This is a genomic window from Methanobrevibacter millerae, from assembly GCF_900103415.1.
Lineage (GTDB): Archaea > Methanobacteriota > Methanobacteria > Methanobacteriales > Methanobacteriaceae > Methanocatella > Methanocatella millerae.
On record NZ_FMXB01000015.1, the window covers coordinates 32,423 to 47,611 of the forward strand.

Below are 15,189 nucleotides of genomic sequence, written 5' to 3' on the forward strand. Positions count from 1 at the left end.
ATCCTGAAAATATTATATTAGCATGAAGTGGAAAATAGGCAATGTAGAAATTGCAAATCAAATTGTTTTGGCTCCGATGGCAGGCATATGCGACTCATCATTCAGAAGCATAGTCAAAGCAATGGGCTGCGGACTGATAGAAACCGAAATGGTATCTACAAGAGCAGTCATGCACCTAAATAGAAAAACAAGAGAAATGCTTCATATGACTGATTTTGAAAGGCCGATAGCACAGCAGATATTCGGCTCAGAGCCCGAAAGCTTTGAAATCGCATCCAAATACATCTGCGATAACATGAGGCCGGACATAATCGACATCAATATGGGCTGTCCCGTTACAAAAGTAGCCATCAAGTCAGGGGCAGGATGCGCACTGCTTAAAAATCCAGATAACGTTTCGCAAATCATAAAGACAGTTGTAAATACTGTCCAGATTCCAGTTACGGCAAAGATAAGGAGTGGTTGGGATGAAAACAATGCGGTTGAAATCGCACAAATTATCGAAGAGGCAGGAGCGTCAGCCATAAGCGTCCATCCCCGCACAAGAAATCAAAGGTACGACGAGGCTGCCGACTGGTCAATAATCAAAGACGTTAAGGATAACGTGTCAATACCAGTTATAGGAAACGGAGATGTTAGAAGCTGCTATGACGCCAAGGCGATGATTGACCTGACCTGCTGCGATGCAGTGATGATTGGAAGAGGAGTTTTGGGAAATCCGTGGCTCGTAAAGCAGTGCATAGAATATCTGGAAAACGGAAGGAAGCCCGAAAGGGTTTCATCAAAAGAAAAGCTTGAGATGTTTAAAAGGCACTCCGAAATGCTTTGTGAAAACTACCAGGACAAGGTGCTGATGCACAAGCTGAGGATAAACGCCGCTTACTACATGAAAAACCTCCACAGAAGCGTGGAAGTCAAAAAAAAGATTTTTCAAACGAAAACCAAAGAGGAATTATACTGGCTTCTTGAAAACTATGTGAAAGATTTGAAATATTAGCTGATTAATCTATTCGGTTGACAATAAATGATAATTTTAAAACTCCAAAACGATAATATTAAAGAAACGCATAATTAATCAATAGATTATGATTAATATGTCTCATTTAATTAATCATCTATCAAAAATAGATTAATGAAAAATAAATCAAAAAAGTGATGGCATTAAAACATTGACTTCATCCTATAACGTGCACAGGATTACATCACATTTGAGAGGGGACTTGTCCTTTTTAAGGCATAATTTCTCATCCTTAATAATGACCTTATCCTTGAGCTTCACATCATCACTTTCAGCATACATCACAACATTATGTCCCGGTGCAGCCGTCTGCTGCCAGTTTTCATCAACAGCCTGGGTCTTATCATTCAGCTGAACCTTTAACTCATTCCCATTAATGTCGACAACACGTCCGATGTCTCCGTTGTCAATGATCTTGTAGGACATTTCAATTTCAAGGTTTTGCCGGACCAGCTTTTCAACAAGGTCCTGCCTGAATCTTGCCAAAAGCTTAATGTCCTGGTCGATTGTCCTGTTTAAATTCATCTGGGCGGTCGTTTCGGAATATGTCGGATGTTTTACAATAACATCGAATGTGTCACCGACGGTTGGCGTTTTTAAAGAGACTTCAGACAAGATTTCCTCAAAGATCTCACGCATTTTCATCAGATTCTGGGAAGCTTCCCATTTTCTTGAAAGGAGTTCTTGAGCCAGTTTCTTTGCATATTTGTTTCCAAAGAGGATTACTCCATTGTTTCCTGCCTTACGGGACTGGGTTTGAGCACCCAACAGTTCAACAAGCTGATAGCCATTGGTCGTGCCATAAACCCTTCTTCTTTTTGTCTGGAAGGTTCCTTTGGAGCTCACTTCACCCCGAATGATTTCTCCAATTTCCAAGAGTTTGCTTGAGCCGTCAGTGATTTTAACCGCAACATTCAACTCCTCTGCCCTTTTTGCCAATTCATCATCATTTTGAATAGTTCCACTATACAGTTCACTTTCCAAAACATTTAATTCATCCTTATCGCCGAAATAAGCTATTTTTCTTTTATCTGCGGCCATTACGCAGCCTTTTTTACCCATATATGCTATAATCAAACTCATAATATCACCAAAATTTGATATCCAATAAAACTTAATTATATTATATCAATCATACATTATAAAGTTTAAAGAAAAATTGAAGAAAAGTTGAATTAATAAAAAAAGCCCTATGAGATAAACATCATGACCATGTTTTCAGCTCCGACAAATACGGATGCAAGCATCATTAAGGCAGCAAGCAGAAAAGCCGCAAGCCTGTATTTCGGACTCCATTTCATGACCATGGTCCCGTCCAGGCTCCAAAGGGGCAGTATGTTGAAGACAGCAAGAAAGCTATTGACGGAAAAGCCGACAGTGCAAAATAAGAAAAAGAAGATGAAATATGCTTGAGTTCAATGAAAGAGGATATAAAAATAAAGCAATCACAATAAAAAGCAATGCAAGGCTCATATTGGCCATCGGTCCGGCAATTCATATTCTGCCCTTTATTTCATCGGGAAGATCTTCGGGATGAATCTTGGCTTCTCCAGGTGATGCAAATACGATTCCTATAAGAGAGGTTACAAATGCAATAAGCAACCCCAAAGGCCACAGCTCGAACTCGGCCTCACAGTCATATTTCATTGCCACGTATTTGTGTCCAAGCTCATGGACAACAAATCCCAATCCTACGCCGAACATGACAATATGCAGGAGAGAAAGGATAGCGTGAAAATCGAATCCGACATTTGAAATTGCAAAACAGAATGAAAGCACAATCAACGCAATAATCAAATCCCTTAATTCATCCCTTGAAACCGCAAACATAATAATGAATATTAATTTTAGAATATAAAATTCTTTTCAATATCAAAATCCAAATATCCCTTTTAATTATGTTGATTTTCAAAAGATTTTTTACCATTAATCCATAAAAGATATAAACTTAAAAAATAAGAAAAAATAATTAAAATTCATGGCCTGTTAAGAGTAACCCACCTTCTGTTCTAACAGCATTCGTCTTAGCGAACTACCTTGCCTACAACAGCGATCATCAGCAACTTTGTTCTTGCATCCTATGGGATAGCCGTTTCACCGATTCTTTTAATGTCCTCAATTAGCTATCATCGTCACCCATTAAAAGCCGTGTCGTTTCTGCTCCATTGCCATGCTTCTCAGCATACATCTTTCAATGCCATAGTCTGTGCGATGGGCGGAGTTTCCTTAGTTAAAATAACCAGCAGCTGTCTTTAACTTGCCATGAGAATTTTAATTAAGAGTAGCAGGGCCTAGATTTGAACTAGGGATCTCGGGGTTATGAGCCCCGCGGGATCACCAGACTACCCCACCCTGCTATAAAAAACAGAAAATAAATCGATATTAATATTATATTTAAGATAATATATAAAACTTTCGATGAAAATAGAAATTTGAGAGATTTTTAATAAATCTCTTCAACATTAAACACATTAAGATAAAAGAATCACTTTTCCAAAGCTTCAATTCTCTTATCGATATCATTGAGTTTTTCTTCAGTAGCTTCCTGGAACTCCTTTGATGATTTCTTGAATTCCTGATAATCCTTGTCAAGTGCGTCAACGGAGTTTGTTGTTTCAAGGAATTTGGCTTCAAGCTCTTCCAGGTCGTTGGTCGTTGCAAGTGACCAGTCCTTAATCAGCTCATCGCTTTTCTCATCCAAAAAGGCATCTAGCTTGTTTGAAAAGGCGTCGGTATTGATTGAGGACATATCAATGTCGTTTAACTTGACCTTGATTCTTTTGGTCATGGATTCGGAATCCTTTTCTTTCTTTAAATCACCATATTCATCATTTTTACCGAGAATCTCGTTCATGTGCGCATCAGCGCTTGTCGGAACATAGCTTTTAATCTTGTCCATTGTCTTTGGAGTATTCAACAGGTAATAATAAACTAAAACCAAAATGGCTATTATTAAAATAACTACTGCAACAGCTTCAATTGCATCCATAATTAACACCTACTTCTTATTGTTGAGTTTCTTCTCCTTGGCTTCGATTTCCTTAAGCATCTTTTCAAGCTTTTTCTGCTCGGTTTGAGCTTCAAGCCTTGCAAGCCTTTCGTTGATTTCACTGTGCAGGTATCCGATTTCGTTTCTCACATCAGTGGTTGACTGCCTGATTGCCTTTAGGGAATCCTGCTGGTCTTTTGGCAATGGGATTGGATTATCCATCAGTCTTTTGGTTTCAATATCCTTTTCAACCATAGACATTTTCTTAAGCTGAATTTCCTTTTCAAGCATGTTTACGGAAGTTTTTGACTGAGCAACCTTTCTCCATTGGGCTACCACGATAATGACAACGATTGCTACAATAATTAAAACGATTAGATAAAACGTCTGATCAGGTATAGTTGGAATATCCATAATTTACCTCCAAATTTATTTATATATAGAAAATATTATTAATCTCATTGCATATAATATTTATTATTAAAAAGTGATGATTATGATGGATTCTTATATTAAGGCTGGAAAAATAGTATCAAAAATACGTAGCGATGCGTCAAAAATGATTAGGGAAGGATGCCTTGTTTTTGATTTGGTCGACTATGTTGAAAGTGAAATTCTAAAGCAGGGTGCCGGAATAGCATTCCCATGCAACGTGTCAATTAACGAAATAGCTGCGCACTACACTTCACCGGCCAACGATGAAACTGTAATACATGCGGGAGATCTGGTAAAGCTCGATTTGGGGGCCGAAGTTAACGGTTATATTGCCGATTCGGCGGTTACGATAATGGCTGAGGGAAACATCGACGAAAGGTTTTCCCAGGATGAAATCAACCAGAACGCAGAAATGATTGAGGCTTCAGCCGCCGGTCTTGAGGCCGCAATTGCAACTGTAAGAGACGGCGTTGAGCTTAGAAAAATCGGAGCTGCAGTTCATGAGGCCATAAGCGATTTCGGATTCAATCCTATTTTCAATCTCATGGGGCACAGCCTGGAGCAGAACAATCTCCACGCAGGAATTTCAATTCCTAACTACGACAACAACGATCCCTTCAAGCTTGAGGAAGGCCAGGCCATAGCAATAGAGCCTTTTGCAACCACCGGAGAAGGCCACGTCAATGACGCACCGGGACATTTTATTTTCTCATATATGGCAAACAAGCCGTTCAGAATGAAATCCACAGCTAAAGTTTTAAAATACATCCAGACAAACAACAGATACCTGCCGTTTTCCGGAAGATGGATTACAGACGAGTTCGGCGAAAGGCGTGGAGGCATTGCGTTAAAACAGTTATCAGGAGCAATGGCGATTTATCCTTACGCTCCGTTAAGGGAAAAGAAAGGGTGCTTCGTTACGCAAAAGGAGCATACCGTAATCGTTGAAAAAGAGGGTTGTACAGTTACAACTCTATAATTTTACTTATTTTTAAAAAAAAAAGAAAGAAAAGAAAGAAGATTTAGTAAATTGCAGGGATACGAACTCCCATTTTTGCTCTTCTTTCACGTTCTGCAGTATTTTTGTCTTTTTTACCTTTAGCTAATTTTTCAAGTAAAGGAAGACCTGGTTTTACATCATCCATTGGTTTGGTTTCGATTAAGCCTGCGTCAACTGCAGCTTTAAATACTGATTCACCTGCATCAGTTCTGGTCAAGACAGTGGACCATCCGTCAGGAGATCCTACAGAACCGGTAGATACATCAGCCCATTCAGCAACGTAGTCTTGACATACGTTACATCCTGCCTGTTCGTATCCGTGGGTTTCTTTAATAGCTAATCCTTTGTCTTCACCATCTTTGGTTAACCAGAATTTACCTTTACCGATATCCATTTTGCTGGCATCAGTTAAGGAGTCGAATCCTAATTTAGCTGTTGCAAATGTATCAAGAGAAGCCATTGGGAAGTTTTCCATACAGTAGATACCGATGATTAAGTTTACTTTATCAGCGACAAATCTTGTGAATGGATAAGCTTTAGCTTTTCTTAAACCCTGTACTTGACATGGAGTTGCAACTACACCGACTTTTTCAAGACCGTATTGACGTGTTGCTTCTTTTAAAGCAGATAATGTAGGAGACATTGAGTATTTGGTTCCTGCAGCTGCAATTACTTCATCGGATGAAGTTACAACAGTAGGAATAGGTCTCCAATCTTCATCAGGAGTTCCAGCAACTACAGCACCTTCAATGATTCCTTCATCAAGTGCGTAACAGAGTAATGATGAAACGATTCCTCCATCTTGTGATACATCTAATATTTTTTGTTCAGTAGATCTTGCAGATAATGCTTCTTTATAAGTACCTAATGGCATATCTAATCCTCCTAAAGTCCTGTTTCCTTTTTAATTCTTCCTTCAGGCAACCATGACCTTGGACACATCATATAACAGGTACCGCATTTAATACATCTGTCTTTGTCACAGCTAGGTCTACCTTCAGAATAGCCCATTGCCCTTGTTGGACAAGCTAGACCACAAGTTCCACATCCGGAACATAATCCTTGACGAATTACGTTTGTCAATACATCACAACCGCATCCTTTATCACATGCAGCCCAATCCATTGCAGGTTTTAAGTAATCTAAATCGCCTTCGCATACTGCTACAACGGTTTTTGCAATCATTTCAGGAGCTACAGGACAACCTGGAAGTGCGGCATCAACTTTAACTAATGAACTGATAGGCAAGAATGATTCATGTTTAGGTTGTGCTTGCTGACCTCCGCGTGCGTAGGTTGTAAAACAACCGGTAACAGCACAGGATCCGAATGCAACAATTAATCCTGATTTTTTCCTTGCTTCCAAGAGTTCGTGTACACTGTGTTCGTCTTGTAAACAAACAGAACCTTCAATCAAACATACGTCCATTTCAGGCATTTCTTCAGCGAAAGTTCCGTGAATCCATTTATCAACTAAAGTTTGTCCGTATACAATATCAACCATATCGGTTAAAACAGTAGCTAAAATGTCATAGTTTTCAGTTAAAGACATTGCATCACCAGTACAACCACTTAAGTGTATGTAACCGATACGTGGTTTTGCTGAAGCGGCTTTTGGTTCTTCTGCTGGTGCAGTTTCAACAGGTGTTTCTACAGGAGCAGCTTCAACTTTTTCCTCTGCTTTTGGTGCTTTAGGTTCTTCTGATCCGCCAAAAGCTTTTTTCAATTTATCAAACATTATTTTACCCCGATTTCATTTAAAATAATATCTATAGCTTTAGGAATTGCCTTTTCAACGGGTTCTGTCAAACCCATGTCAACATCCGGAGTTGGTATGCTTAAAGGCCTGCATCCAACAATAACGACCTCACATTTTTCGGAAATCTTTTGAAGAGGCTCTTCAACGGTCATTCCGTGAGGATTGTCATACTTTCCGATTTTCATTACATTTGGATCGAATGTTTCAACCGTTCCAGGCTCGGCGTCGAACTCAACGACGTCCAGAACAATGAGCTTTTTCCAGTCGTACTCGGTGTACAGCGGGAAGAAATTGCTTGGAGCTGCCGTGCCGCCGTCAACGAACTGAACGCTTTCGGGCAATGTAACGCCTTCAAATTTTTGCTGAATCTCATTCAATATGTCTTTATCAAAATCTTCTTCAACGTATGAAGTGACCACCGGATCGTAATAATCGTTTTTGTCATTGAAATATTTCTGCAGTATGTTTATGAGAATAGGACCGAATCCGTCGTCCTTAAACAGGACATTCCCACAGCCTACAACAATAATATCCGAATGATAAGGCATTTAATTTTTCCTCCACTGCTTAGATTCTCACCATTTCATTTTTGAGAATAGATTTATCTTCATCGTCAACTACCATTACATGAGTAGCACATGATAAACATGGGTCGTATGCCCTTATGACATGAGGACCGAACTCATGATGGAATCCTTCAGTTGCAGGACCCATAGTTGGAATGTTCCAAGTAGTCGGTACAATTGCAGAATAGAAAGCAGTTTTTCCTTCAACAACTTTTGCCATATGTACGTCAGTTCCTCTAGGACCTTCGATGACACCAAATCCAAGTTCACCAGTTCCTCTTTTATCGTAACTAACATTAGCAGGTGCTGCAGGGTCAATTGCATCTAATGCTTCTAAACAGGCGTTGTAGTTTTTCATCATTTCGTCTGCACGAGCAACATGTTGTGCAACTACGCCTTTGTCCTTGAAACCTGCGAATTTTTCCATTCTTGCCCTAGGACCGGTTTCAACATTAACACCTTCCCATAATGGAATTACTGAACATGCTTTTGTTCCGATTTCCGGATCATCATACCATGCTTCAGGCAATACTTCGGAGAATTTGCTCATGTCAAATTCATTGGTACCGTAAGTTGCATCCATTGCCATTAATGGCTGGTTGACTACACCTAAATCATTAGGCAATCCTGCTTCGAGGACACAATTTTTGATAAATTCTATGTGTTCTTCGAGTTTTGGTTTGAATGCAGTCATTCTTTCGACTAATCTTTCTTTGGTGAATGGAGTAATATTTCTTGCCATACCACCAACTCTTATATCAGATGGGTGAATACCTTCACCAGCAATCATTTCAACAACATATTGAACAGTTTTTCTGACTTCACTTACACTGTTAACTGCATCTGCGAATTTGTCATCAGGGACAACATCAGGTGCAACCAAGAAGTGGTGAATTGCTGCACTGTTAATACCATGTGCTGCTGCGACAGCTTTTCTTAACAATTTAGCTGCTTTAGGAATTTCAATTCCTAATGCCATGTCCATTGCTTCAGCTGAAGCCAAAGTGTGAGGAATCGGACAGACTCCACAGATTCTCTGACATAAAACTGGAGCGGTTTCAGGTGCCTTGTTAAGAACCATCTTTTCTAAACCCCTAACCGGAGTGATACTTAAATACATACCTTTTGTAACAATCCCTTCGTCGTCAACTTCCATGACCAATTCGGCATGGCCTTCTTGACGGGTCGTAGGAGATATAACTACTCTATCTTTCAAATATGTCACCTTCTTTCGTAATTAAAAATTTCGTTGTTTTAATTAACGATATATATATTTCTTTCAAAGTATTAATAAGTAATACTTTCTGAATTAAATAGTAAAATATATATAATAAAAAATCGGAGCCTTCTGCGACGAGCAAATTCATGATAAATCATGAAAAATTATTAACTGTGTTAAAAAAAGTAGTACTATTTTTTAGGTTATACAAAAAATTATAAATATTGAGAAAAATTGAAAAAGGGAATGAATAAGATGTTAAAAAAATTCTCTGATAAAGTCTAAAAAAATAAAAAACATCTAAAATTTTAAAAAATAAATTAAAAGTAATTGAAAATAAATATAAGCCTAATTGAGTAATGAAACAAACAAAAAATGATGTTTAAAAGAATTCAAAAAATGGAAAATGAATCAATATTGCCCCCAGATCCCAAAATCAGAGAAATCTGCAAATCATTACGGAAGTAATAATCGAAAATTTAAGAGTAATACCTGAAAATTAAAAAAATATGATGAATTTTCATAAAAAAGTAATAACAAGTATTACTTTGAAATTTCATCAAGTATTAACTCGATGGCTTTCGGAACTGATCGGGCAACCGAATCAGTCAGTCCCATCTCAACGTCAGGAGTCGGAATGCATTCAGGCCTGCATCCGACAATCACGACCTCACAGCTTTCGGAAAGCTCATGGAGAGGCTCCTCAACCGACCATGTGTGGACATTCTCGTACTTGTCCCTTGGCATCTCAAACGGTGAGAAAGTTCTTACTGTTCCAGGCTCGGCATCAAAGTCAACGACGTCAACGACAATGACCTTTTCCCAGTACTCGTCGGGAAGGGAGAATATGAAATGGGTTGCGCCGTTGCCGGCGTCGATGAACTTCACTTCGCCGGTCAGGTCAACGCCCTCAACGATTTTCTCGACCTCATCGATTATCTCAGATGGAAACTCGTTTTCGATATATGAGATTACCGCAGGGTCGAAATCGTCCTCGCTTTCGTTTCTGAAGTATTTTTCAAGCATGTTTACAACAATTGGCCCGAAACCATCGTCCTTAAAGAGAATGTTTCCGCAACCTACAACAATAGTTTTGGCATGATACGGCATTCTTAATCACCTATTTTAATATATAGTAAGTTATTTATACGATGAGAATATAATAAATTTGTTATAAAATAAACATTTAAGTATATTAATAAACAAATATTCTATTAATTAACTCAATATATTCAGGAGGTGCAATCATGGATAAAGCTAATGTAATAATTTCTATCATTATCGTTTTATGTATTGCAGCTGCAGTTGCAGCTTACGGTATTATAAATAATCCGAACGCTGTATTTTCAGATTTAGCAAGCATGGGTTCTGGTTCCGGTAGCGGTGGAAGCAACGGTATTGGAAACAATACGACGCACACCACAAGCCCTACATCAAGCGGAAGCGGATCCAGCTCAGGCAGTTCAAGCGGAAGTAGTAGTGGAAGCGGAAGCGGCTCAGGTTCAGGTTCAAGTTCCGGAGGAGGCTCCGGCGGAGGCGGCTCTGGTGGAGGAGGCTCCGGCAGTGGTACTGTACACTCATCAAGTGAAATCAGAAGCATTGCAATGAACCACGTTGAAGTCTCAGGATGTTATGCAGGAACGCCTAGCTACTCCAACGGATACTGGTACGTTACAATATACAACTCCACTGATGACAGCGCTGTAACCAGTTTTGAAATAAACGACAGAACCGGATTCGTAAGTTTAGCGTAGATTCAATCTACCTAAATTTTTTATTTTTTTATTGAAAAAATACTTAACTATATATAACAAGAAAAACATATTAATTAAATGACGTACACTAGGGCCCGTAGCCTAGCCTGGATAGGGCGTCGGACTTCTAATCCGAAGACCCCGGGTTCAAATCCCGGCGGGTCCGTCTCAATATTTACTTTTTTTAAATAAATTCAGTTAAACAATGGGCTTGTAGCCTAGTCTGGAAGGGCGTAAGACTCCTAATCTTAAGATCGAGGGTTCAAATCCCTCCAAGTCCGTTTTTCAAAAATTATCCAAAGTGACCATTTTAGGCTCTTTTTTCTCGGTTGCCTTGGATTTCAAAATTATCTCGCCATACTTTCCCCCGCCGCCGGGAACGATGTCTATGGTGTTGTTTCTAAACGCTTCAATTGCCTTTGAAACATCAGAATCTATTTTTTCAATGTCTTCGAGTGAAGCATTAATCAGTACGTTGATTTCGCTTCCAAAGCTTGCAATCAATTTATCCCACAGGCGTTGAACCGTCTTTGTGGTGACCCCCTTGTCATAGACCTTTGCAATCAGCTCGGCCAAAGGCATGATATGAACGTATTTTGGGCGGAATTCGGGATGATGGGGCTTTTTAAAGTCAGCAATCTCATAAATGCGGTAGTCAACACCTTTTTTTATTCTTCCTCCACATTCGCATTTCATCTTTGACTTTTGAGCGGATTCGGGATCGACGAGTTTGAAGCATTTGGTGCATGCGGTCATGTGATACTTGCCCAGGTTCGGATGAAGGCCGTAGTTTGCTTTAATTTTTGAATGCTTTAATGCATGCTTGAGTGATGAAAATGAAATATCTTGAAGCTCCATTTGATTAAACTCCCTTCCCAATCTGTGAGGCCACGGGGAATGCGCGTCGGAATTCGTCAAAAATGTGAAATCCTTCAGTTCACCAACGCAGTCTGCCATGTCGGTATCGGCGGACAAACCCAGTTCAACGAAATCAACCTTATGCTCGTAGCAGTCGTAAATGCTGTCGAAGGACTTGTACATTCCCGTCCATGGAGTGAAAGCGTGGGCCGGACCGATAAGACAGTCGTATTCCTTGACCAGCTCAAATATCTCGGCACCGTCCAGTCGTGTTTTAGGCCTTCCGTCCATATCCTTGTTTTTAGACGGCAATTTCATCGACAATTCACGGGCGATGTCAATGTCCGGAATTATTATCAGATGATGGATCCGGTTTTTTCCTTCGATTTCAGTGGTGATTACAAAGTCCATCTCATCGGTTGAATATATTCCGTCGCCCGAATAGCTTGTGGACTCCTCGATGATGTCAAGCCATCTAGGATGAAGCCCGTCACCCGTTCCAAGTAGATTCAAGCCCTTAAGCTTGGACTTTGGAGCGATGTTTTTAATCAGCATATCTCTTGAGGAGGCCATTGAAAAGCAGCTGTGAATATGAAAATCCGCATTTATCAACATAGTTAAATGTATTTAAATTGAATTATTTAATGTTTTTTCAAATTGATCCAAAGGAACATTACAAGACTTTGGCATCAAATCAGCATCCAAATCATCACCAATTGACGAATCGAAATCCTTTAAGAACCTATTGACCTTATCAATCAACTCAATAATCTCCTCTCTAGTGGTGGGATAGGCCAGCTTCAAAACGGGAATATCCCTCTGGGACACCAGACTGACCGCCAGCGAATGGGCATTGTTGCATCCGTTTCCGCAAAATAAAATCAGTTCATTTAAAACGTTATACATCGGCTCATAGTCGGAAGGCCTGCGGCCCAAAACGATAGCTGCATCGGTTTTTTCCAATAATGGAGCCAAAAGAGAGATTCGTCCCCGCACCCCCGAAGGAGTTTCACTAGACAAATTAACCTTAAAATCAGGATTTAAATTAACTTCATTGTTATACTTTGAAAAATCAGTAGGAGAAAGATAAGTATGTCCGTTTTTCTCAATTAATGGCACAACAATCATTGCGCCGTCGGGAATAACAACTATATTCATAAAAAAAAGTAAAAAGATTGGATTTGATTATCCAATATATCTTAAGTCATCGGCATTGCCTGCATTGGCACGATTGATTAAGTCCTGCTCCATTTGCTGGGCTCTGGCCAACATTTCCCTTGTCTCTTCAGCCCTTTCATCGAGCTTTTCGGTATTTATTTCAAAGTTTAAAATGTCGGCAAGTTTCAATAGAACGCCTTCTGCAGATTCCGCATCGATAAAGTAACCCGGAGTTTCGCCCATAAGGCAGGCTCCGTATATTCCCCTGCGCATTCCAAGGCCTAAAAAGAGCCCTGAAGCTCCGACGATTCCGCCATCGTTTGATCTCATTTCAACGCCGACTTCCTTTAAGATTTCGATGTGCGCTTCGTCGCTTGCGGCTCCCAATACCCTTGGGTTTTCGATAGGCTGTCCGGTTGGAACTCCACCTAAAGTGAAGATTCTTGAAATATCAAAATCCCCTAAAAAGTCCAGGATTTCCTCACAGACAATATACTGGCCGTCTGGAGATAATGACTGGGTATTTCCGGTAATCATGATGACATCAACGCCATCTTCTCCCAAATCCTTAATATAATATAACTCGTTGATCATGTTTTCAATCATTCCGCCCTCTCCGACAAGAACCTGCGGAGGAAAGGTTGGAGAATAGATTTCGGCGAATTTGGTTGCGTCCAGTTCGTCTACCATATGGTCTGCAACAAGTTTGCCAACATGGCCAACGCCGGGTAAAGCTTCAATAAAAATAGGATTATTCAATTCCACTTCTTCTAAAACAGTAATTTCAGCTGCTTTCATTTTTATCCCTTAACTCTTTTTTTAATATGCGGCGATATTTGCCGTATTTATCTTCAATAGAAAATTTGGGAGGATAAATCACTTTCAAATCCCCGCTGCATTTGGGGCATTTATCCTCTAAAGTATAAATTCCACATTCTGGACATTTATGCATTTTCATAGTCATTTAATCATCTAATTCTCTTAAAAATGAACCGTTACCGTCAGATTCTTCAACGATAGCTATGCATCTTTCGGCTGCTGCCTTAAGTGCCTTTTCAGCCAACAGATAATCGGTTGATTTGACCGTGATTCTGTATCTTGGAGCACCGACGCACTGGACTTTAATTTCCTCTTCCTCGTCGCCGTTGTCTTCAGCTGCCTTGAGGGCTTCAATGATGATTTCAACTCCGTTTGGAACGAAAGTCTCGATGTCAACGTATCCGTTGATGTGAACTTCCGGAGGAGTGATGTTCTTTTGGGCCACTTCTGTAATGGCTTCAGCCCAGTCTTCAGGAATACCCTCTTCAATCAGGGATTCGGCTCCTTCATCAGCTGCGGTTTCAAAAGCGCCGTAAACGTCACCGAAGATGTCCATAAGGTCATATCCGACTTCATCATAGGCTTCATCCAATGACTTATCCAATGATTTTGCAGATAATTCCAGGAACTTTTCAGCCTTCTGCTCGATTTTCCAGTGCTGAATCTTTTTGGTTCTTTGATCTTCACGAATTCTTTTTAAAGAAGCATCCACATGTCCTTTTTTAGGGTTTACTCTTAGAACACGGCATACAATCTTTTGATTTTCTCTTACGTGATCTCTAATATTCTTTACCCAACCAGCAGAGACTTCAGAAATATGAATAAAAGCTTCTTTGCCTTGATATTCTTCCAATTTTGCGAATGCACCGTAGTTAAGGACCTTGTAGACTGTACCTACAATGAGTTCCCCTTCATCAGGCCATTCTTGACTTTTTCTTACCATGTAATCACCCCAAAAATAAGCAAAATTAAAAAACAGTTAAAAAAAATAAGTTAAAAACTAAAGAATTTAGTTTAAAACTTTTTCAATGTGTGCTGTAATTTTAGCTTTAGCACCACGGGATTTAACGAGAGTTTTGCCACAAATAATACATTTAACGTCAGATGCTGCACGATCAAAGATTATTTGTTCGTTGTCACAATCTAAACATTTAACTTTTAAAAAGTTTCCTCTTCCTTTACTAACCATGCTAACCACCTATTTTGCTACAAATTCAGGTTTTCCTGTTCTGAAAGATTGTTTGATGTGAGATTTACCACATTCTTTACATTTTGCTCTTAAGTCTAATTTTTTAACTGGTTTGTTTCCAGCAGGCAAAGGCCTTGGATAACCTCTGTAACCAGCGGTAACACGTCTGAATTGTCTTTGTCCCCAGGTCAATTCACTAGCTTTTCTTCTTTTTGCAGTGTGAATTTCGTGTACTGTGTGTTTTTTACAGTGAGGACAGTATGTTCTTTTTTCTTTTGGTATTTTCATTATTTCACCGTATATTTTTTATTTTAATACGCACTGAAAAGTGCTTAATTAAATAGTCATTATAAATCTAATTGTAAATTTATCTAAACTCAATTCATATCAAAAGGCGTTAGAGATAGAAACTGCATAGTAACCGTT

At 39.5% G+C, this 15,189-nt stretch carries 19 protein-coding genes, 3 tRNA genes and 1 other RNA gene; 5 read left to right on the forward strand and 18 right to left on the reverse strand.

The features are described 5' to 3' along the window. Window positions 1–22: 22 nt before the first annotated feature. Window positions 23–997, forward strand: coding sequence for a tRNA dihydrouridine synthase DusB (gene dusB, locus F3G70_RS08820; RefSeq protein WP_149732343.1), 975 nt, complete (start codon window positions 23–25; stop codon window positions 995–997). Window positions 998–1,180: 183 nt separating this feature from the next. Here dusB and F3G70_RS08825 read toward each other — a convergent pair whose 3' ends face one another. The 6 genes from F3G70_RS08825 to F3G70_RS08850 form a co-directional block, all read right to left on the reverse strand. Then, entirely contained in the window at window positions 1,181–2,101 is a 921-nt protein-coding gene (locus tag F3G70_RS08825) for an MJ0548 connectase family domain-containing protein (RefSeq protein WP_149732344.1), read from the reverse strand. Window positions 2,102–2,512: 411 nt separating this feature from the next. Next, window positions 2,513–2,848, reverse strand: a complete 336-nt coding sequence (locus F3G70_RS08830) for a hypothetical protein (protein ID WP_149732345.1) — start codon at window positions 2,846–2,848, stop codon at window positions 2,513–2,515. Between the two features lie 151 nt (window positions 2,849–2,999). Further along, an RNA gene (gene rnpB / locus F3G70_RS08835) (RNase P RNA component) lies at window positions 3,000–3,279 on the reverse strand. Window positions 3,280–3,300: 21 nt separating this feature from the next. Continuing rightward, a tRNA-Met gene (locus F3G70_RS08840) sits at window positions 3,301–3,375 on the reverse strand. Between the two features lie 128 nt (window positions 3,376–3,503). After that, window positions 3,504–4,007, reverse strand: a complete 504-nt coding sequence (locus F3G70_RS08845; RefSeq protein WP_149732346.1) for a hypothetical protein — start codon at window positions 4,005–4,007, stop codon at window positions 3,504–3,506. Window positions 4,008–4,016: 9 nt separating this feature from the next. Beyond that, on the reverse strand, window positions 4,017–4,421 hold the full coding sequence (locus F3G70_RS08850; RefSeq protein WP_149732347.1) for a hypothetical protein: 405 nt from the start codon (window positions 4,419–4,421) through the stop codon (window positions 4,017–4,019). An 82-nt stretch (window positions 4,422–4,503) separates the two neighbouring features. Between F3G70_RS08850 and map the strand changes: the two genes are divergently transcribed. Further along, window positions 4,504–5,421, forward strand: coding sequence for a type II methionyl aminopeptidase (map, locus tag F3G70_RS08855; RefSeq protein ID WP_149732348.1), 918 nt, complete (start codon window positions 4,504–4,506; stop codon window positions 5,419–5,421). Window positions 5,422–5,464: 43 nt separating this feature from the next. On the opposite strand, the gene frhB is transcribed toward map, so the two are convergent. The 5 genes from frhB to frhD form a co-directional block, all read right to left on the reverse strand. Continuing rightward, the gene (frhB, locus tag F3G70_RS08860) at window positions 5,465–6,316 is read right to left on the reverse strand and encodes a coenzyme F420 hydrogenase subunit beta (protein ID WP_149732349.1); all 852 of its coding nucleotides are present in this window, start codon (window positions 6,314–6,316) and stop codon (window positions 5,465–5,467) included. Window positions 6,317–6,327: 11 nt separating this feature from the next. Next, a complete protein-coding gene (frhG, locus tag F3G70_RS08865) occupies window positions 6,328–7,179 on the reverse strand; it encodes a coenzyme F420 hydrogenase subunit gamma (RefSeq protein WP_149732350.1) in 852 nt (283 codons plus the stop codon). Next, window positions 7,179–7,748 carry a hydrogenase maturation protease gene (locus F3G70_RS08870; protein ID WP_149732351.1) on the reverse strand — a complete coding sequence of 190 codons (570 nt, stop codon included), beginning with the start codon at window positions 7,746–7,748 and terminating at the stop codon, window positions 7,179–7,181. Before F3G70_RS08870 ends, frhG begins: the two co-directional genes overlap by 1 nt. A gap of 19 nt (window positions 7,749–7,767) precedes the next feature. Beyond that, window positions 7,768–8,982, reverse strand: coding sequence for a coenzyme F420 hydrogenase subunit alpha (frhA, locus tag F3G70_RS08875; RefSeq protein WP_149732352.1), 1,215 nt, complete (start codon window positions 8,980–8,982; stop codon window positions 7,768–7,770). Window positions 8,983–9,528: 546 nt separating this feature from the next. Next, a complete protein-coding gene (frhD, locus tag F3G70_RS08880) occupies window positions 9,529–10,095 on the reverse strand; it encodes a coenzyme F420-reducing hydrogenase, FrhD protein (protein WP_149732353.1) in 567 nt (188 codons plus the stop codon). A 137-nt stretch (window positions 10,096–10,232) separates the two neighbouring features. On the opposite strand from frhD, the gene F3G70_RS08885 reads away from it, so the two are divergent. From F3G70_RS08885 to F3G70_RS08895, 3 genes are all read left to right on the forward strand, one after another. After that, window positions 10,233–10,739 carry an endoglucanase gene (locus F3G70_RS08885; RefSeq protein ID WP_149732354.1) on the forward strand — a complete coding sequence of 169 codons (507 nt, stop codon included), beginning with the start codon at window positions 10,233–10,235 and terminating at the stop codon, window positions 10,737–10,739. Between the two features lie 91 nt (window positions 10,740–10,830). After that, a tRNA-Arg gene (locus F3G70_RS08890) sits at window positions 10,831–10,905 on the forward strand. A gap of 41 nt (window positions 10,906–10,946) precedes the next feature. Next, window positions 10,947–11,020: transfer RNA gene (locus tag F3G70_RS08895), tRNA-Arg, on the forward strand. A gap of 4 nt (window positions 11,021–11,024) precedes the next feature. On the opposite strand, the gene F3G70_RS08900 is transcribed toward F3G70_RS08895, so the two are convergent. The 7 genes from F3G70_RS08900 to F3G70_RS08930 form a co-directional block, all read right to left on the reverse strand. Further along, the gene (locus tag F3G70_RS08900) at window positions 11,025–12,212 is read right to left on the reverse strand and encodes a TIGR00375 family protein (protein ID WP_149732355.1); all 1,188 of its coding nucleotides are present in this window, start codon (window positions 12,210–12,212) and stop codon (window positions 11,025–11,027) included. Between the two features lie 12 nt (window positions 12,213–12,224). After that, window positions 12,225–12,755 (reverse strand): DUF2112 family protein, encoded by a 531-nt coding sequence (locus F3G70_RS08905; RefSeq protein ID WP_149732356.1) that lies wholly within the window; start codon window positions 12,753–12,755, stop codon window positions 12,225–12,227. Between the two features lie 27 nt (window positions 12,756–12,782). Next, on the reverse strand, window positions 12,783–13,553 hold the full coding sequence (locus F3G70_RS08910; protein ID WP_149732357.1) for a proteasome assembly chaperone family protein: 771 nt from the start codon (window positions 13,551–13,553) through the stop codon (window positions 12,783–12,785). Continuing rightward, window positions 13,540–13,719: an RNA-protein complex protein Nop10 gene (locus F3G70_RS08915; protein ID WP_149732358.1), complete on the reverse strand. Its 180-nt coding sequence runs from the start codon at window positions 13,717–13,719 to the stop codon at window positions 13,540–13,542. Before F3G70_RS08915 ends, F3G70_RS08910 begins: the two co-directional genes overlap by 14 nt. Then, window positions 13,720–14,517 (reverse strand): translation initiation factor IF-2 subunit alpha, encoded by a 798-nt coding sequence (locus F3G70_RS08920; RefSeq protein WP_149732359.1) that lies wholly within the window; start codon window positions 14,515–14,517, stop codon window positions 13,720–13,722. A 66-nt stretch (window positions 14,518–14,583) separates the two neighbouring features. Further along, the gene (locus F3G70_RS08925; RefSeq protein WP_042691937.1) at window positions 14,584–14,763 is read right to left on the reverse strand and encodes a 30S ribosomal protein S27e; all 180 of its coding nucleotides are present in this window, start codon (window positions 14,761–14,763) and stop codon (window positions 14,584–14,586) included. Between the two features lie 9 nt (window positions 14,764–14,772). Beyond that, window positions 14,773–15,051, reverse strand: coding sequence for a 50S ribosomal protein L44e (locus F3G70_RS08930; RefSeq protein WP_149732360.1), 279 nt, complete (start codon window positions 15,049–15,051; stop codon window positions 14,773–14,775). Window positions 15,052–15,189 lie beyond the last annotated feature (138 nt).

Coding starts and splice junctions, on each gene's coding strand:
- dusB (WP_149732343.1), top strand. CDS start 23: ATGAAGTGGAAAATAGGCAATGTAGAAATTGCAAATCAAATTGTTTTG.
- F3G70_RS08845 (WP_149732346.1), bottom strand. CDS start 4,007: ATGGATGCAATTGAAGCTGTTGCAGTAGTTATTTTAATAATAGCCATT.
- F3G70_RS08905 (WP_149732356.1), bottom strand. CDS start 12,755: ATGAATATAGTTGTTATTCCCGACGGCGCAATGATTGTTGTGCCATTA.
- F3G70_RS08850 (WP_149732347.1), bottom strand. CDS start 4,421: ATGGATATTCCAACTATACCTGATCAGACGTTTTATCTAATCGTTTTA.
- F3G70_RS08885 (WP_149732354.1), top strand. CDS start 10,233: ATGGATAAAGCTAATGTAATAATTTCTATCATTATCGTTTTATGTATT.
- frhB (WP_149732349.1), bottom strand. CDS start 6,316: ATGCCATTAGGTACTTATAAAGAAGCATTATCTGCAAGATCTACTGAA.
- frhG (WP_149732350.1), bottom strand. CDS start 7,179: ATGTTTGATAAATTGAAAAAAGCTTTTGGCGGATCAGAAGAACCTAAA.
- F3G70_RS08825 (WP_149732344.1), bottom strand. CDS start 2,101: ATGAGTTTGATTATAGCATATATGGGTAAAAAAGGCTGCGTAATGGCC.
- F3G70_RS08930 (WP_149732360.1), bottom strand. CDS start 15,051: ATGAAAATACCAAAAGAAAAAAGAACATACTGTCCTCACTGTAAAAAA.
- F3G70_RS08870 (WP_149732351.1), bottom strand. CDS start 7,748: ATGCCTTATCATTCGGATATTATTGTTGTAGGCTGTGGGAATGTCCTG.
- F3G70_RS08900 (WP_149732355.1), bottom strand. CDS start 12,212: ATGTTGATAAATGCGGATTTTCATATTCACAGCTGCTTTTCAATGGCC.
- frhD (WP_149732353.1), bottom strand. CDS start 10,095: ATGCCGTATCATGCCAAAACTATTGTTGTAGGTTGCGGAAACATTCTC.
- F3G70_RS08830 (WP_149732345.1), bottom strand. CDS start 2,848: ATGTTTGCGGTTTCAAGGGATGAATTAAGGGATTTGATTATTGCGTTG.
- F3G70_RS08910 (WP_149732357.1), bottom strand. CDS start 13,553: ATGAAAGCAGCTGAAATTACTGTTTTAGAAGAAGTGGAATTGAATAAT.
- F3G70_RS08915 (WP_149732358.1), bottom strand. CDS start 13,719: ATGACTATGAAAATGCATAAATGTCCAGAATGTGGAATTTATACTTTA.
- F3G70_RS08925 (WP_042691937.1), bottom strand. CDS start 14,763: ATGGTTAGTAAAGGAAGAGGAAACTTTTTAAAAGTTAAATGTTTAGAT.
- F3G70_RS08920 (WP_149732359.1), bottom strand. CDS start 14,517: ATGGTAAGAAAAAGTCAAGAATGGCCTGATGAAGGGGAACTCATTGTA.
- map (WP_149732348.1), top strand. CDS start 4,504: ATGATGGATTCTTATATTAAGGCTGGAAAAATAGTATCAAAAATACGT.